The 16,040-nt window shown below is 38.4% G+C and carries 13 protein-coding genes; 5 read left to right on the top strand and 8 right to left on the bottom strand.

Annotation, left to right across the window (positions count from 1 at the left end; all coding sequences use genetic code 11):
• Positions 1–5: 5 nt before the first annotated feature.
• The 4 genes from gatB to IGJ46_RS02425 all read right to left on the bottom strand — a co-directional run bounded on the left by gatB (position 6) and on the right by IGJ46_RS02425 (position 3,614).
• Positions 6–1,436: an Asp-tRNA(Asn)/Glu-tRNA(Gln) amidotransferase subunit GatB gene (gene gatB / locus IGJ46_RS02440; protein ID WP_002358703.1), complete on the bottom strand. Its 1,431-nt coding sequence runs from the start codon at positions 1,434–1,436 to the stop codon at positions 6–8.
• Positions 1,436–2,905 (bottom strand): Asp-tRNA(Asn)/Glu-tRNA(Gln) amidotransferase subunit GatA, encoded by a 1,470-nt coding sequence (gatA, locus tag IGJ46_RS02435; RefSeq protein ID WP_002368026.1) that lies wholly within the window; start codon positions 2,903–2,905, stop codon positions 1,436–1,438. Before gatA ends, gatB begins: the two co-directional genes overlap by 1 nt.
• Positions 2,905–3,210 carry an Asp-tRNA(Asn)/Glu-tRNA(Gln) amidotransferase subunit GatC gene (gene gatC, locus IGJ46_RS02430; RefSeq protein ID WP_002355569.1) on the bottom strand — a complete coding sequence of 102 codons (306 nt, stop codon included), beginning with the start codon at positions 3,208–3,210 and terminating at the stop codon, positions 2,905–2,907. The genes gatA and gatC overlap by 1 nt, the downstream gene beginning before the upstream one ends.
• 317 nt (positions 3,211–3,527) lie before the next feature.
• Positions 3,528–3,614, bottom strand: coding sequence for a putative holin-like toxin (locus IGJ46_RS02425; RefSeq protein ID WP_425531680.1), 87 nt, complete (start codon positions 3,612–3,614; stop codon positions 3,528–3,530).
• Here IGJ46_RS02425 and IGJ46_RS02420 point away from each other — a divergent pair.
• On the top strand, positions 3,574–3,795 hold the full coding sequence (locus IGJ46_RS02420; protein WP_025189817.1) for a hypothetical protein: 222 nt from the start codon (positions 3,574–3,576) through the stop codon (positions 3,793–3,795). The genes IGJ46_RS02425 and IGJ46_RS02420 overlap by 41 nt on opposite strands.
• Here the strand turns inward: IGJ46_RS02420 and ligA are convergent.
• Together ligA and pcrA are read right to left on the bottom strand one after the other, a co-directional pair.
• The gene (gene ligA, locus IGJ46_RS02415; protein WP_002358699.1) at positions 3,792–5,822 is read right to left on the bottom strand and encodes an NAD-dependent DNA ligase LigA; all 2,031 of its coding nucleotides are present in this window, start codon (positions 5,820–5,822) and stop codon (positions 3,792–3,794) included. The genes IGJ46_RS02420 and ligA overlap by 4 nt on opposite strands.
• 125 nt (positions 5,823–5,947) lie before the next feature.
• Positions 5,948–8,206, bottom strand: a complete 2,259-nt coding sequence (gene pcrA / locus IGJ46_RS02410) for a DNA helicase PcrA (RefSeq protein WP_104675039.1) — start codon at positions 8,204–8,206, stop codon at positions 5,948–5,950.
• Between the two features lie 164 nt (positions 8,207–8,370).
• Here pcrA and IGJ46_RS02405 point away from each other — a divergent pair, with 164 nt between their 5' ends.
• From IGJ46_RS02405 to IGJ46_RS02390, 4 genes are all read left to right on the top strand, one after another.
• A complete protein-coding gene (locus IGJ46_RS02405) occupies positions 8,371–9,930 on the top strand; it encodes a ClC family H(+)/Cl(-) exchange transporter (protein WP_002368023.1) in 1,560 nt (519 codons plus the stop codon).
• 138 nt (positions 9,931–10,068) lie between these two features.
• Entirely contained in the window at positions 10,069–10,821 is a 753-nt protein-coding gene (locus IGJ46_RS02400; RefSeq protein WP_010706705.1) for a DeoR/GlpR family DNA-binding transcription regulator, read from the top strand.
• Positions 10,818–11,735 (top strand): 1-phosphofructokinase, encoded by a 918-nt coding sequence (gene pfkB, locus IGJ46_RS02395; RefSeq protein ID WP_002358692.1) that lies wholly within the window; start codon positions 10,818–10,820, stop codon positions 11,733–11,735. Before IGJ46_RS02400 ends, pfkB begins: the two co-directional genes overlap by 4 nt.
• Before the next feature lie 23 nt (positions 11,736–11,758).
• Positions 11,759–13,681 carry a PTS fructose transporter subunit IIABC gene (locus IGJ46_RS02390; RefSeq protein ID WP_002382993.1) on the top strand — a complete coding sequence of 641 codons (1,923 nt, stop codon included), beginning with the start codon at positions 11,759–11,761 and terminating at the stop codon, positions 13,679–13,681.
• 46 nt (positions 13,682–13,727) lie between these two features.
• On the opposite strand, the gene IGJ46_RS02385 is transcribed toward IGJ46_RS02390, so the two are convergent.
• Both IGJ46_RS02385 and tig read right to left on the bottom strand, forming a co-directional pair.
• Entirely contained in the window at positions 13,728–14,390 is a 663-nt protein-coding gene (locus tag IGJ46_RS02385; RefSeq protein ID WP_002355557.1) for a hypothetical protein, read from the bottom strand.
• Positions 14,391–14,501: 111 nt separating this feature from the next.
• Complete coding sequence (gene tig / locus IGJ46_RS02380; RefSeq protein WP_002355556.1) at positions 14,502–15,785, bottom strand: trigger factor; 1,284 nt, start codon at positions 15,783–15,785, stop codon at positions 14,502–14,504.
• Positions 15,786–16,040: the final 255 nt, after the last annotated feature.

Genomic DNA, 16,040 nt, shown 5'->3' with positions numbered 1-16,040 from the left:
CTTTCTTATCGTTTTGAAAGCTCTTCTTGCAATAACTTGTTAACCACACCTGGGTTTGCTTGTCCACGAGTTGCTTTCATAATTTGTCCAACAAGGAAACCAACTGCACGGTCTTTTCCGTTTTTAAAGTCATCAATTGATTGTTGGTTGTTGTCTAAAACTTCGTTAATCATTGGTAATAATTGCGCTGGATCAGATAATTGAACAAGGCCTTTTGCTTCGACAACTTCTTTAGCGTCTCCACCGTTTTCAATTAACTCTTTGAACACTTTCTTCGCAATTTTCGAGCTGATTGTGCCATCGTTAATCAAAGTAATCATACCCGCTAGATTTTCTGGTGTTAGTTTAGTATCGGCTAATTCAACTTTTTCACTGTTTAAGTAAGCAGAAACTTCGCCCATTAACCAGTTTGATGCTTGTTTCGCATCTGCACCGTTTGCTAAAGTTGCTTCAAAGAAATCTGACATTTCTTTCGTTAAAGTCAAGACCATTGCGTCGTATTCAGGTAACCCTAATTCACTGATATAACGGGCACGACGTGAGGCTGGCATTTCTGGCAAACTAGCGCGAACTTTTTCAATCCATTCATCATCAATTGAAAAACGAGGAACATCTGGCTCTGGGAAGTAACGGTAGTCACTTGAGCCTTCTTTAACACGCATAAGCAACGTTGTACTAGTTGCTTCATCAAAGCGGCGTGTTTCTTGTTGAATTTCGCCACCAGATAATAGGACTTTGGCCTGGCGTTTTTCTTCATAAGCTAAACCTTTTTTTACAAAGTTCATAGAGTTCAAGTTCTTTAATTCCGCTTTAGTACCAAATTCTTCTTGACCATACGGACGTAAAGAAATATTGGCATCACAACGCATAGAACCTTCTTCCATTTTCACATCAGAAACTTCTGTAAATTGGATAATTGAACGCAACGCTTCTAAATAAGCATACGCTTCTTCTGGTGAACGCATGTCTGCTTCAGAAACGATTTCAATTAAAGGCGTGCCTTGACGATTCAAGTCTACATAAGAATAGCCATCTGTGCCGTGAATATTTTTCCCAGCATCTTCTTCTAAATGCACCCGTTCAATGCGAATTTTTTTCTTTTTGCCTTCGACTTCAATTTCAATCCAACCATCATGTCCGATTGGTTGATCAAATTGAGAAATTTGGTATGCTTTCGGGTTATCTGGGTAAAAATAGTTTTTACGGTCAAAATGTGTTTCTTTTGAAATTTCACAGTTCAAGGCAAGTGCTGCTTTCATGCCAAATTCTAAGGCACCTTTATTCATGACAGGCAAAACACCTGGGTAACTCCAGTCAACCACATTTGTGTTGCTATTTGGTTCTGCTCCGAAATGCGCTGGCGCAGAGGAGAAAATTTTAGAGTTGGTTTTCAATTCTACGTGGACTTCTAATCCAATGACAGTTTCAAAGTTCATTAATCGTTCCCCCCTAAAATGACTGGTTTTTTCGTATGGAAATCTGTCGCTTGTTCAAAAGCATAGGCTGCTTTATACATTGTATGTTCGTCAAAATGTTTTCCAATAATTTGTAAACCAACTGGCAAGCCTTCTGAGAAGCCTGCTGGAATGGACATGCCTGGTAGTCCTGCTAAGTTGACAGGAATGGTTAAAATATCATTCATATACATTGTGATTGGATCATTGATGTTTTCCCCTAGACCAAAGGCAACTGTTGGTGTGGATGGGCCAATGATTAAGTCATAATCCGCAAAGACATTCTCAAAATCTTGTTTGATTAGTGTACGGACTTGACCAGCCTTTTTAAAGTGCGCATCATAATAACCAGCACTTAAAGAGAAGGTTCCTAACATAATCCGACGTTTAACTTCTGTTCCGAAACCTTCAGAACGTGAATTAACATAGACATCTTCTAGATTTTGGACATTTTCGGAACGGTAACCATAACGAATACCATCAAAGCGTTGTAAGTTTGAACTTGCTTCTGAAGAGGCAATAATATAATAAACCGCTACGCCGTATTTAGAATGTGGCAAACTAACTTCTTCCACCGTTGCTCCTAAAGATTTAAATGTTTCTGCTGCTTTTAATACCGCTTCACGAACATCAGGTTGTACCCCTTCACCTAAGTATTCTTTTGGCAAAGCAATTTTCATGCCTTTGATGTCGCCAGTTAAATCTGCCGTAAAATCAGGAACAGAAACGCCCGCAGAAGTGCCGTCTTTTTCGTCATAACCACTAATTGCATTTAAAGCTAAGGCATTGTCTTTAACATTTCGTGTCAATGGACCAATTTGGTCTAAACTTGAAGCAAAAGCAATCAAACCAAAACGAGACACACGTCCATATGTTGGTTTCAAGCCCACAATACCGTTGAATGCGGCTGGTTGGCGGATACTGCCACCTGTATCGCTCCCTAAAGAAACTGGGACTTGTCCGGCTGCGACAGCAGAAGCTGAACCACCAGAAGAACCACCAGGGACTTTCGTTTGATCCCAAGCATTTTTTGTTTTCTTAAAGTAAGACGTTTCCGTACTTCCGCCCATGGCAAATTCATCCATGTTCAATTTTCCGACTGGAATCATATCTGCTTGATAGACTTTATCCATCACGGTCGCATCATAAATTGGGTCAAAATTGTGTAACATTTTTGAGCCAGCTGTTGTTAAAATATCTTTTGTGACAATGTTGTCTTTAATCCCAATTGGAATCCCAGCTAATGGATTACTTTCAGTGATGCCTTTTAAGTCAATCGCTTTGGCTAATGCCATTGCTTTTTCTTCACTAACTGTAATAAAAGAACCTAGTTGTTCTTCTGTATCTTGAATACGATTTAATGTTTCTTCGGTTAAATCAACTGCAGTGATTTCTTTTGAAACCAATAAATCATGTAACTCTGTTAACGATTTGTCGTATAATTTTTCCATTAGGCTCCTGCCTCCCCGTTATCCATAATTGCAGGCACTTTAATGTAACCATTCTCTGATTCCGGAACATTCCGCATTAATTCTTTACGGTCCATTCCTGGTGTCGCTACGTCTTCACGCATGACATTGATTGATTCATTCACATTTGAAGTAAAAGGAACCCCGGTTGTATCTACTTCTTCTAGTAATTCCACCATATCAATAATTTTATCTAGTTGATTGGTAAAGTCCGCTAATTCTTCTTCGGAGAAAGATAATTTTGATAATTTAGCGACATGTTTGACTTGTTCTTCTGTAATTGCCATAGATACCCTTCTTTCTATCATTTACTGAAATTTTCATTTTCAGATTAATCAATTGGATTGTATTTCTTTAAACAGCTTAGCACAGCTGTTCACTCTGTTCCTATTCTACCATAAAATGGTCGGATATTTTAGATGAAACCTTGAATTTCATTGATAATTTGTCGCTCGCAAAAATGACGGAAACATGTTATTATGAAAATGAAAAGAGAGATATGCAGGAACATACCTCTCTAATAGCCACTACCAGTTATAAGAACTAGCGGCTTACTGAGTTATTGGTTTTATTTCAAACGCTTAACCGTTCAGCTCCTCAAAGCTTATGAACGGTTATTTTTGTTGTCTGAGACAAGCGCGAGGATACTGATGATTGGTTTTACAACAAGTGTTGCAAAACCAATCATCAGTCCCAACGCCGCTTCAACGGACAAAAACATTGCTCCTTTCGTTAAAGTAAGAAGAATTGCGCATAAGCATCAACCTCCTTTCTCAACTCAGAAATTCCTCGTTCATATAACTTTTATGACTAAAATAAGTATACCATCAAATTACTACATAAAATCTGACAACGTTAATTTTTCTTCTTAAAAATGACTTGCATCTAACGCATCGACCATTTCTTGTTCATTCCAAACGGTCACGCCTAAGCTTTCAGCTTTGGTTAATTTACTGCCTGCATCTTCGCCAGCAACCACAATGTCAGTTTTTTTCGAAACACTCCCTGTAACTTTTCCACCAAGATTTTCAATTTTTTCTTTGGCTTCTTCGCGAGTGTACTGCGTTAATTTTCCTGTTAAAACAACTGTTTTGTCTTTGAAAGGTGACTCCACTTCTGCTAATTGTTCTGTCCGGAGACCTTTATATGTCAAGTTCACTTGGGCTTTTTCCAGTTCAGCCATTAATTCATGAACTTCCTCATTTTCAAAATACGTCACAACGCTGTCTGCGATTGTTTCGCCAATTGAATCCAAAGCCACAATTTCTTCCGCAGTTGCACGACTTAAGGTTGGTAAATCACCAAAATGCTCCGCTAAAATTTTCGCCGCTTTCGCCCCCACATGGCGAATCCCTAAGCCAAAAATCAAACGTTCGACAGAGTTTTCTTTACTCCCTTGAATGGCAGTGTAAATGTTGTTTGCTGATTTTTCTTTGATTTTATCCAAAGTCATTAATTGTTCTTCTGTTAAGAAATACAGATCCGCTACGTCTTTCACTAATCCTTTGTCATACATTTGTGCTAACACTCGTGGCCCCAAGCCATCAATGTTCATTGCGTTTCGTGAGACAAAGTGATTCAGCCCTTCTTTAATTTGCGCAGGGCATTTGGGATTAATACAACGTAACGCCACTTCCTCATCTAAATGCACCAACTCACTATGACAAATTGGACAATGTGTCGGCATTTCATAAGGCTGACTATCGGCTGCACGTTTTTCAACTAGGACTTGCGCTACTTCTGGGATAATATCGCCGGCTTTGTAAATAATAACATGATCATTTAAACGGATATCTTTCATTTGAATAAAATCTGCATTATGCAAACTTGCCCGACTAACCGTGGTTCCCGCGACTCGTACAGGAGCCATGACTGCAGTAGGAGTGACCACCCCCGTGCGCCCAATTGTCCATTCAATATCTTCCACTACTGTTTCTGCTTCTTCTGGTGGAAATTTGTAGGCAATCGCCCAGCGAGGTGCTTTGACAGTGAAACCTAATTCATCTTGCAACGCAAATTCGTTCACTTTAATCACAATTCCATCGATTTCGTATGGCAAAGTGCTCCGCTTTTCATGGTATTCTTCAATGTAGGCCCAAACTTCATCGATTGACTGACATAATTGCCGTTCGGGATTGGTTCTAAAACCAATTGCAGAAAGCTCTTCTAATGCCTCAAACTGCGTCTTCGCTTTCATTGGCCCAAAGTCAGCAACTGTGTATAAAAACGTATTTAAGTTCCGTTTCGCCACAATTTTTGTATCTAATTGGCGCAAACTTCCCGCCGCTGCATTCCGAGGATTGGCAAAAATATCTTGGCCATTTTCTTCACGTTCTTCATTCAATGCGACAAAGGATTGTTTAGGCATGTAGCACTCGCCACGAACTTCCACTGAAATGGGCTCCGTTAAACGCATTGGCACAGAGCGAACCGTTCGTAAGTTCTCTGTAATGTTTTCACCAACCGTTCCATCTCCTCGTGTTGCTCCGCGTACAAACACCCCGTTTTCATAACGTAATGAAATTGCTAACCCATCAATTTTCAACTCGCAACAGTAAGCAACGGGTTTACCAATCGCCTTACGAACACGTTCATCAAAAGCAAAAATGTCTTCCTTGCTAAACCCATCATTTAAACTATACATTGGAATGTCATGCGGAGCTTTTTCAAAACCAGATAAAACTTTGCCACCTACACGTTGTGTCGGCGAATCTGGCGTGATTAAATCAGGAAACTCCGTTTCAATATCGACTAACTCTTTATACAAACGATCGTAAACATAATCTTCTACGGATGGTTGATCTTTGACATAATATTCATGGGAATATTGATTGAGTTGTTTTCTTAATTCTTGCGCACGAGTTGTCGCCGCCGTTAATGTTAATGGTTGTTGTTCCATCGTAGAACTCCTCCTCATAAGTGTAATGCTCTTATCGTCTTTTTAACACATTTACACTAAGATAGAAAATAAAAAGAATTTATCTAATGATGATTTCTCATTAAATCGCTGATCTATTTTGCATGTTAAATTTTTTCAATAGGTGCAAATGCCGCTAACAACCGTTTTATGCCTTTTTCAGGGAAAGCAATGTCCAACTCTAAGTCTTTGGCCGAACCGCCTACACGAACGACTGTACCAACGCCCCATGCTTTATGTTGGACCTTATCACCTGCTTGCCAGGAAACTTTTTCGCCACCACTTGCCACTTTGTTGCTAACTGATTTTGTAGCTGGCTGTGTATAAGCTGGTTTACTTGCGCTGGGCTTGAATACTTTAGGATCAAAGGTGCGCGCTGGAGCTTTCTGTAAATTGGCCGCCGCCCCTTGTTTCATTAAACGCTCCGCCTCAATTTCTTCTAAAAAGCGACTTGGTCGATTATATTGCGTGCGACCATATAATGTTCTCGAATAAGCATTCGTTAAGAACAGGGCTTCTTCCGCTCGTGTGATACCAACATAAGCCAAGCGCCGTTCTTCTTCCAGTTCACTTTCTTCTAGCATGGCACGTGATAATGGGAAAACCCCTTCTTCTAAGCCCATTAAAAAGACCACTGGAAATTCCAGCCCTTTGGCCGCATGCAACGTCATTAAGGTTACTTGTGAAGAGCTCTCTTCTAAATTATCTAGATCAGAAACCAAGGCTAAATCTGTTAAAAAATCCGCCAATTTTGTTTCTTCGCCATTTGGATCGTCGTTGTTTTGCGCTTCAAAACGTTTATCAAATTCTTGTGTCACAGATAAAAATTCGTCTAAGTTTTCTAAGCGAGCTTGAGATTCTAAATTATTTTGCGTCATCAAAGCTTCCCGATAACCACTACGTTGTAAAGTTTCTTTCACCAATTCTGTAATCGTTAAATAGGGCACTGTTTTCGTTAAGTCTTGAATCATCATGCCAAAATTACCAAGCTCTTTACCCGCTTTTCCTGAAATATTTGCCAAATCAACATTTTGGGCAGCTTCCAGCAAAGCCCAACCATGCGTATCCGCAAATAGTCGTAATTTTTCAATTGAACTTTTACCGATTCCTCGTTTTGGTTCATTGACAATTCGTTCAAAACTAATCGAATCATCTGGATTGGCAATCAAACTTAAATAAGCCAAAATATCTTTAATTTCTTTACGGTCGTAGAATTTATGTCCGCCCACCATGGTATACGGAATATTAGATTTCAAGAGCATTTCTTCCACTACACGGGATTGGGCATTGGTCCGATATAATACCGCAAAATCACCATAAATTCGGTCATTTTCCCGCATTTCTTTTTGGATTTGGCTCACAATAAATTGTGTTTCATCCCGTTCTGTGTCCCCGCGATAATAGACAATTTTTTCACCGTCTATATTTTCTGTCCACAGTTCTTTCTCGCGGCGGTTACGGTTATTTTTGATGACATCATTCGCAGCCGCCAAAATGTTTTTGGTGGACCGATAATTTTGTTCTAGCAAAATTACACTGGCATCTGGATAATCTTTTTCAAAATCCAAGATATTTTGCATATCCGCCCCGCGCCAACCATAGATACTTTGGTCGGCATCACCTACGACACACAGATTTTTGAAACGTGCAGCCAATAAATTGACTAAGGTATATTGTGCATGATTGGTATCTTGGTATTCATCCACATGAATATAGTGAAATTTATTTTGGTAGAAAGCCAACGTATCTGGTTGTTCATTAAATAAACGAATCGTATTCATAATCAAATCATCAAAATCCATACATTGGTTTTTGCGTAATTCTTTTTGATAGGCTTCATAGCATTTTGCGACAATTTCTTCATATAAGGAACCTTGCATTTCAGCAACTTTTTCAGGCGTTTGTAATTCATTTTTGGCATTGCTAATCGTACCTAAAATTGAGCGAGGATCATATTTTTTTGAATCAATATTTAAGTCGTTTAAGATGCGTTTCATTAATGTTTTTTGTTCCGATGGGTCAATAATTGTAAAATTACGGTTGTAACCAATCTGATCCACATCACGACGTAAAATTCTTACACACATGGAGTGAAAAGTGGAGACCCATACATCTTCACCACCCGTTTCCAGTAATTTATTTACACGCTCTTTCATTTCTTTAGCAGCTTTATTGGTAAACGTAATCGCCAAAATATTCCATGGATTTACTTCTTTTTCCTCAATTAGATAGGCAATTCGGTGTGTTAAAACCCGCGTTTTTCCACTACCAGCACCAGCCATGACTAACAGTGGTCCTTCTGTATGCAAAACGGCTTCTTCTTGTCGAGGATTCATTCCCTGAACCAAGGCATGTTTTTGTGTCATATTAAACGTCCTCTCTCTTTTTTCAATCTTATACAGTATACCAAAAATCCCTTTGAAGTTCTTTAGAAAAGAACAAAAAATCTTTTTCTTTTTATATGAAATTTTCTTGTAAATCAAGTCAAACCGCAGTACATTAGTAAGTAGTGATGGAGGCTAAAAATGAAATGAATAATGATGTACATGAAATTAAACAATTAGATGGTACCCGAATCGGCTTTATCCTTAAAGGCATCGTCGTCGGAATCCTGGTCGGCTTTGTTGTCAGCTTATTTCGCTTAGGCATTGAAAAAATTGGCGAACAAGTCGTTCATCTGTATCAAACGTTTCACGAAAAACCCTTTTGGATGATTCCTTGGTTCTTATTTTCTCTCGTGCTTGCTTATTTATTAGGACGACTGATTAAGAGCGAACCAGCAATTAAAGGCAGTGGCATTCCCCAAGTGGAAGGACAACTTCAAGGTCAATTAGAAATTCATTGGTTTCCAGTGCTTTGGAAAAAATTTATCGGTGGGATCTTAGCGATTAGTCCTGGGCTATTTTTGGGACGTGAAGGTCCTTCAATTCAACTAGGTGCAGTGGTTGGACAAGGCTATAGTCAATGGCGGCAAAGCACCAAGTCTGAAGAAAAAATTTTAATCAGTAGTGGTGCCAGTGCTGGTTTAGCCGCCGCTTTTAATGCACCAATCGCAGGACTTTTATTTGTTCTAGAAGAGGTTCACCATTCCTTTTCACCTTTAGTTTGGTTAACCTCTTTTTCTGCGGCCATTTCCGCTAACTTTGTTTCTTTGCATTTCTTCGGATTGCAACCAGTTCTTTATATTGGTCCGGTTAAATCTTTGCCTTTAGAGTACTATTGGACATTAGTCCTGCTGGGCGTTTTGCTAGGATTATTAGGTTGGATATATCAAAAAACATTGTTGTCCTTACCAAAAGTATATGGAAAAATCAAAGGCCTTTCTTCTAATTATTATGGTTTTATTCCTTTTATTTTGATTTTACCGATTGGTTATTTCTTTCCACATTTACTTGGCGGTGGGAATCAAATTGTTTTAGCTTTAGGCAATCAACCGGCCACGATTTGGGCTTTAGTCGGCTTATTGGTTTTACGTTTTGTTTTTTCAATGGTTTCTTACGGTTCGAATCTCCCTGGTGGTATTTTCTTGCCTATTCTAACTTTAGGTGCCATTATCGGAACATTGTATGGCAGTCTACTTGTCCAATACGTAGGGATGGATCCAATTTTTGTGAAAAACTTTTTAATTTTTGCCATGGCTGGTTATTTTACTGCGATTGGTAAAGCACCGTTAACAGCAATTATTTTAGTAACAGAAATGGTCGGCAATTTTTCTCATTTAATGTCTTTAGGGGTTGTCGCTTTAGTTAGTTATATTACCATCGATAGTCTTGGCGGCAAGCCAATTTATGAAAGCTTATTAGAACGTTTGGTTCCTTCTAAAGTAAGTAATATTCGTGGCCACAAAACGATTATTGAATTACCTATCACTGCAGAAAGTTCCTTAGATGATACGATGGTACGTGATTTTGTCTGGCCTAAACAAATGTTGCTCACTTCCATTCGCCGTGGCGAATCGGAAATTTTAACACATGGTGATACTGTTATGCATGTTGGCGATGTGCTCATTATTTTGACCGATGAAAAACTCGCTTACCAAGTCAAAAAAGAGATTTATCAAAAAACTTTACCGAATGATTTAGTGAATTAAAGAAAGCTGCTGAACCTGAGTTCAGCAGCTTTCTTTTTTTCTTATGACTGTTTTTTAATTTTTTTGAATGTTTTTGACCGTTTTAGATTGATTAGCGTTTTCATTTGTGCTATTATATCCATGAAATGAGGGATGAAAATGCTTACGGAAGAACGACATCAAAAAATTTTACAATTGTTAGATCAAAAATCAGTCGTCAAATCGCAAGAACTTGCTAGCTTGTTCAATGCTTCAGAATCCACAATCCGCCGCGATTTACAAGAATTAGAAGACGCCAATTTGTTAGAACGCATTCACGGCGGCGCTAAGCGTATTCTTAATTTAGGCTTTGAACAAAACATGACGGAAAAATCAATCAAAAACACGCACGAAAAGCAAAAGATTGCTTCTTTAGCCGTTAGTTGTGTACAAGATGGCGATATGATCTATTTAGATGCTGGTTCAACCACGTTAGAAATGATCCCTTTTTTAGTTGGGAAACAAATCCATGTAGTGACGAATTCCGTGCATCACGCTGCAAAACTTAGCGATATGGAAATTCCCACTATTATGCTTGGTGGTACTTTGAAGCTCTCCACTAAAGCAATCATTGGTGCCACTAGTATGGAACAGCTACAACATTTTCGTTTTAACAAAGCTTTTTTAGGAACTAACGGCGCACATTTAGAGTTTGGTTTAACGACGCCTGATCCCGAAGAAGCAGCGCTAAAAGCCTTGGCTATTCATCAAGCAGAAACAGCCTATGTTTTACTGGATCATACAAAATTTAATGAAGTAACGTTTACCAAAGTGGAAGAATTAGAGTCAGTTACTTTACTAACTGACTACTGCCCTGCTGAATCGCTTCAAGGATTCCAGCAAAAAACTATTTTAATGGAGGCAAACAAATGATTTACACAGTGACTTTAAACCCTTCTATCGACTTTATCGTTCATGTCGATCATCTACAAATTGGTGATTTAAATCGGATGACGAATGATTTTAAATTACCTGGCGGCAAAGGAATCAACGTTTCACGTATTTTAAAACGTATGGAGACAGAATCCACTGCCTTAGGTTTTTTAGGTGGTTTTACAGGCTCATTCATTGCTGATTGGTTGAAAAAAGAAGAAATCCAAACGAATTTCACTCCCGTGTCTGCTGATACACGAATCAACATTAAATTGAAATCAGATACTGAAACAGAAATTAACGGCTTAGGACCTGCTCTAACAAACGAAGAAATTCAAGAACTAAAACAAGCAGTTAGTCGTGTTCAGGCTGGTGATATTGTTGTTCTTTCAGGAAGTACACCTGCTTCTCTACGCAAAGGATTTTACGAAGAATTAATCCAAATTGTGAAGGAAAAAGGCGCAGAATTTGTTATTGATACGACAGGTGAAGATTTAATGAACGCTTTGTCACAAAAGCCTTTATTGGTCAAGCCAAATAATCATGAGTTGGCAGAATTATATCATACAACCTTTACAAGTATTGAAGATATTTTACCTTATGGACATCGGTTACTAGAAGAAGGAGCACAACACGTAATTATCTCAATGGCTGGTGATGGTGCATTACTTTTCACAACAGAAGGTGTTTATCGTTCCAACGTTTTAAAACGTCCACTGAAAAATTCTGTCGGCGCTGGCGACTCAATGATTGCTGGTTTTATTGGCAACTTTTCAAAAACACAAGATCCTTTAGAGGCTTTCAAATGGGGTGTCGCTTGCGGTAGCGCGACCGCATTTTCTGATGATTTAGCCTCAGAAGATTTTATCCAAGAACTTATTCACGAAGTAACAATTGAAAAAATTTCAGAATAAATCCACTAAGGGAGGAAAATAGAGTGAACATTAATGATTTATTAATAAAAGATGTCATGATTATGGATTTACAAGCTACTGATAAAAAAGGCGCGATTGATGAAATGGTCCAAAAATTATACGATGGTGGCCGCATCTCTGACATTGACACTTACAAAGAAGGAATTTTAAAACGCGAAGCACAAACATCGACTGGTTTAGGCGACGGCATCGCTATGCCTCACGCAAAAAATAGTGCCGTAAAAGAACCGACAGTTCTTTTTGCTAAAAGTAAAAAAGGTGTTGATTATGAAGCACTAGATGGACAACCTACTTATCTATTCTTCATGATTGCTGCTCCAGAAGGCGCCAATGATACACATCTCCAAGCGCTTGCGGCCCTTTCTCGATTACTTATCGATCCAGACTTTGTTGGCAAATTGAAAGAAGCGGAAACTCCAGAAGCAGTACAAGCTCTTTTCCAAGCAGCAGAAGATCAAAAAGAAGCGGAAGAAAAAGCAGAACAAGAACAAACAACGCCAGCACCAGAAAGCAATCGTAAATATATTATTGCTGTGACTGCTTGTCCTACAGGAATTGCTCATACTTACATGGCCGAAGATGCGCTGAAGAAAAAAGCAAAAGAAATGGGCGTAGACATTAAAGTAGAAACAAACGGTTCAGAAGGAATTAAAAATCGTTTAACTGCTGAAGATATTGCTCGTGCTGATGGCGTGATTGTTGCAGCCGATAAAAAAGTAGAAATGAATCGATTTGATGGTAAAAAATTAGTCAATCGTCCCGTCAGTGATGGAATTCGTAAAACCGAAGAACTAATTAACTTAGCCATTAGTGGTGAAGCTCCTACTTTCCATGGCAGTGACTCGGCTGCAAGCGATCAAGAGGATTCAGCGGAAGGTTCAATCGGTTCTCGTATCTATAAAGATTTAATGAATGGTGTTTCTCATATGTTACCTTTCGTTATTGGTGGCGGAATTGCCATTGCTCTTTCCTTTATGATTGATCAATTTATCGGGGTTCCTCAAGATCAATTAGCCAATTTAGGGAATTACAATGACGTAGCTAGCTGGTTTAACCAAATTGGTGGCGCAGCATTTGGCTTTATGTTACCTGTCTTAGCTGGTTTTATTGCTTCTAGTATAGGGGATCGTCCAGGCTTAGTTGCTGGTTTCGCCGCTGGTGCGTTAGCAAACGCTGGAGGAGCTGGGTTCCTTGGGGCCCTAATCGGTGGTTTCTTAGCTGGTTATGTAGTGGTTCTTTTACGTAAAGTTTTCAAAGGCTTGCCAAAATCATTAGATGGAATTAAAACCATTTTATTCTATCCAGTTTTTGGTTTGATTATTACAGGCTTATTAATGTTAGTCATTAACATCCCAATGAAAGCAATTAATGATGCGTTAAATCATTTCCTACTTGGCTTAGATGGCACAAATGCAGCTTTACTTGGTGCCTTATTAGCTGGTATGATGGCCATCGACTTAGGTGGACCAGTTAACAAAGCTGCTTATGTTTTCGGTACAGCTACGCTAGCAAGTACTGTTGCAGAAGGTGGCAGCGTGGTCATGGCTTCTGTAATGGCTGGCGGAATGGTTCCTCCATTAGCAATTTTCGTAGCAACTCGTTTATTTAAAAATAAATTTACAAAAGATCAACAAGATGCCGGCTTAACCAATATTGTAATGGGACTTTCTTTTGTCACTGAAGGGGCAATTCCTTTTGCAGCAGCTGACCCATTACGTGTGATTCCAAGTTTCGTGGTAGGTTCTGCCTTTACTGGTGCGTTGGTTGGTGCGTTTGGTATCAAATTATTGGCACCACATGGAGGAATCTTCGTCGTCTTCCTATTAAGTAATCCATTACTATATCTATTGTTCATCTTAATTGGGGCGATTATTTCAGGAATTGTCTACGGACTTTTGAAAAAACCTGTCGAAGTACCTGCTTAAAAAAACAGCAAAAAAGCGATTCAACCATGGTTGAATCGCTTTTTTATTATTTTCTCTTTATCGCATAATTTTCTAAATACTCAGGATTTCCTTTGCTTCTGATATACGTGTACACGCCCATCACAAAGGCCCCAAGGGTATTGGTAAATAAATCCCCCATCGTATCCATTAAAGCAGCACGCCCAATAAATGGTTGGCCGTTGGACATATTATAGCGTTGTAAGTTCATGTTCCCTAATGAATCGCAGATAAATTCCCAGAATTCCCAGAAGACGCCACAAAGCCCTGCAAATGCAAACCCAAATAATAAAAATAACCACGGGGAAACATCGGCGTACTTCGTTTTCTTCAATAGGAAAGCAGCAATACCATAACCCACAGCAGTTAAAAGCATCGGACTAACAAAATGTAAAATTTTATCCCAGAACGAAATGATTGAAATCATATGCAACGAGGTTCCTAGGAATACTGAAATAAATAAGAAAAACCAGTAAAAATAAACGATAGTCGGTGGCATAATAATTTTTAAAAATTTATTGACAAGATCCGGTAAAAAGATCAGCCCAATTCCAAGTAAACATTCGATAACAAACGTCACACCTTGTTTTGTTGAATACTTAGCCGTAAAAAATTCCCAGAGATTGTACGTTAAGCATAAGATGCCAAACACCACTAATCCATATTTAATTTTCGAATAATTTTTATCCATTTTGACACACCCTTTCAAAAGTTATTTTATATGAAAAAAACTGTAGATGAAAGACACCTTCCATCTACAGTTTTAGAAAACTCTATCGAATGAAGAGCTTATTAAAAATGTTTATTTTTCAACAGCTGTTTCAGTAATTGTTTCAACAGCACGTTTCATACGAATATCGTGTTCTAACATGTCGTTGTTTAATACTTTACGTACTTGCGCTTCAGGCATGTTGTATTGTTCTGCTAAATCTTTCACTTCAGCATCGATGTCTTCTTGTGTTACTTCGATGTTTTCAGCTTTGGCAACTGCTTCAATCACTAAGTTTGTTTTTGTGCGTGTTTCTGCTTCGCCTTCAAATTGTTTGTGTAAATCTTCTTCTGTAGAACCAGTTAATTGGTAGTACATTTCAGGAGAAATTCCTTGGCGTTGCATGTTGTTTAAGAATTCATCCATTGAACGGTGAACTTCGTCGTGAACCATTACGTGTGGTAATTCAACGATTTCAGCATTTTCAACAGCTAAACGAATTGCTTCTTCGTCTTTTGCTTCTTCAGCTGCTGCTTCTTTTGCTTCTGTCAATTCTTTACGGAATTTTTCTTTTAATTCGTCTAATGATTCTACTGAATCGTCAACGTCTTTTGCAAATTCATCATCCAATTCTGGTAATTCTTTTGCTTTTACTTCATGAACAGTTACTTTGAAAACTGCTTCTTTACCAGCTAAATCTTCTGCTTGGTAATCTTCAGGGAAAGTAACGTTTACTTCTACTTCTTCGCCAGCTTTTTTGCCAACTAATTGGTCTTCAAAGCCTGGAATAAATGAATTAGAACCTAATTCTAATGAGTAATTTTCGCCTTTGCCGCCTTCAAATGCTTCGTCGCCTAAGAAGCCTTCAAAGTCGATAACTACAGTGTCGCCATTTTCAGCAGCGGCATCTTCTTTGATTACTAATTCAGCTTGAGATTCTTGTTCGCGTTTCAAACGTGCTTCCACGTCTTCATCTGTTACTTCACGGTCTTGTTTAGACACTGTTAAGTTTTTGTATTCACCTAATTTTACTTCAGGTTTTACAGTTACTTCAGCAGTGATAACCCAGTCTTCCCCTTTATTCATGCTTTCAACATCAATTTTTGGTTGTGCTACTGGTTCAATTCCTGCTTCTAATACAGCCGCTTCATATGCTTCTGGTAAAACAGCGTTTAACGCATCTTCGTATAACGCTTCTTCTCCATACATACGGTTAAAAACAGTACGTGATACTTTTCCTTTACGGAAACCAGGTACGTTTAAGTTTTTTTTCACTTTATTGAACGCTTGCGTTAATCCTTTTTCGATTACTGCTTGTTCGATTGAAAAAGTTAATACACCATCATTAGTGCCTTTTTTTTCCCATTTCGCAGACATTTGTTTCCCTCCGAATAACATTTAATTTTATACATCAAACTTTATTTATGCATACCTTTAAATAGTACACTATCCCTAGGAAAATGTAAATATTTTAAGTGCTAAGAAGTGAAAGAAAGACTCGATTTTTAGCAAACTATCAGTTTTTTAATTTTTTCGGATTAAAAAAGCATAGAATTTCGAGAAATTTCCTTCTTAAAACACTAAAAGATTGTGAACAAAATATCTTGTTCACCATCGGATGTAATCGCTTTA

Origin of the sequence: Enterococcus sp. AZ120, assembly GCF_050546165.1 — a bacterium.
Lineage (GTDB): Bacteria > Bacillota > Bacilli > Lactobacillales > Enterococcaceae > Enterococcus > Enterococcus faecalis.
Note: the sequence above shows the minus strand (reverse complement) of the source record. Positions and strands in the feature narration are given on the sequence as shown.

Bases quoted from the DNA above. Each gene is read 5' to 3' on its own strand.
- pfkB (WP_002358692.1), top strand. From the start codon at position 10,818: ATGATTTACACAGTGACTTTAAACCCTTCTATCGACTTTATCGTTCAT.
- gatB (WP_002358703.1), bottom strand. From the start codon at position 1,436: ATGAACTTTGAAACTGTCATTGGATTAGAAGTCCACGTAGAATTGAAA.
- IGJ46_RS02400 (WP_010706705.1), top strand. From the start codon at position 10,069: ATGCTTACGGAAGAACGACATCAAAAAATTTTACAATTGTTAGATCAA.
- gatC (WP_002355569.1), bottom strand. From the start codon at position 3,210: ATGGCAATTACAGAAGAACAAGTCAAACATGTCGCTAAATTATCAAAA.
- ligA (WP_002358699.1), bottom strand. From the start codon at position 5,822: ATGGAACAACAACCATTAACATTAACGGCGGCGACAACTCGTGCGCAA.
- gatA (WP_002368026.1), bottom strand. From the start codon at position 2,905: ATGGAAAAATTATACGACAAATCGTTAACAGAGTTACATGATTTATTG.
- IGJ46_RS02405 (WP_002368023.1), top strand. From the start codon at position 8,371: ATGAATAATGATGTACATGAAATTAAACAATTAGATGGTACCCGAATC.
- IGJ46_RS02385 (WP_002355557.1), bottom strand. From the start codon at position 14,390: ATGGATAAAAATTATTCGAAAATTAAATATGGATTAGTGGTGTTTGGC.
- IGJ46_RS02420 (WP_025189817.1), top strand. From the start codon at position 3,574: ATGATTGGTTTTACAACAAGTGTTGCAAAACCAATCATCAGTCCCAAC.
- pcrA (WP_104675039.1), bottom strand. From the start codon at position 8,206: ATGACACAAAAACATGCCTTGGTTCAGGGAATGAATCCTCGACAAGAA.
- tig (WP_002355556.1), bottom strand. From the start codon at position 15,785: ATGTCTGCGAAATGGGAAAAAAAAGGCACTAATGATGGTGTATTAACT.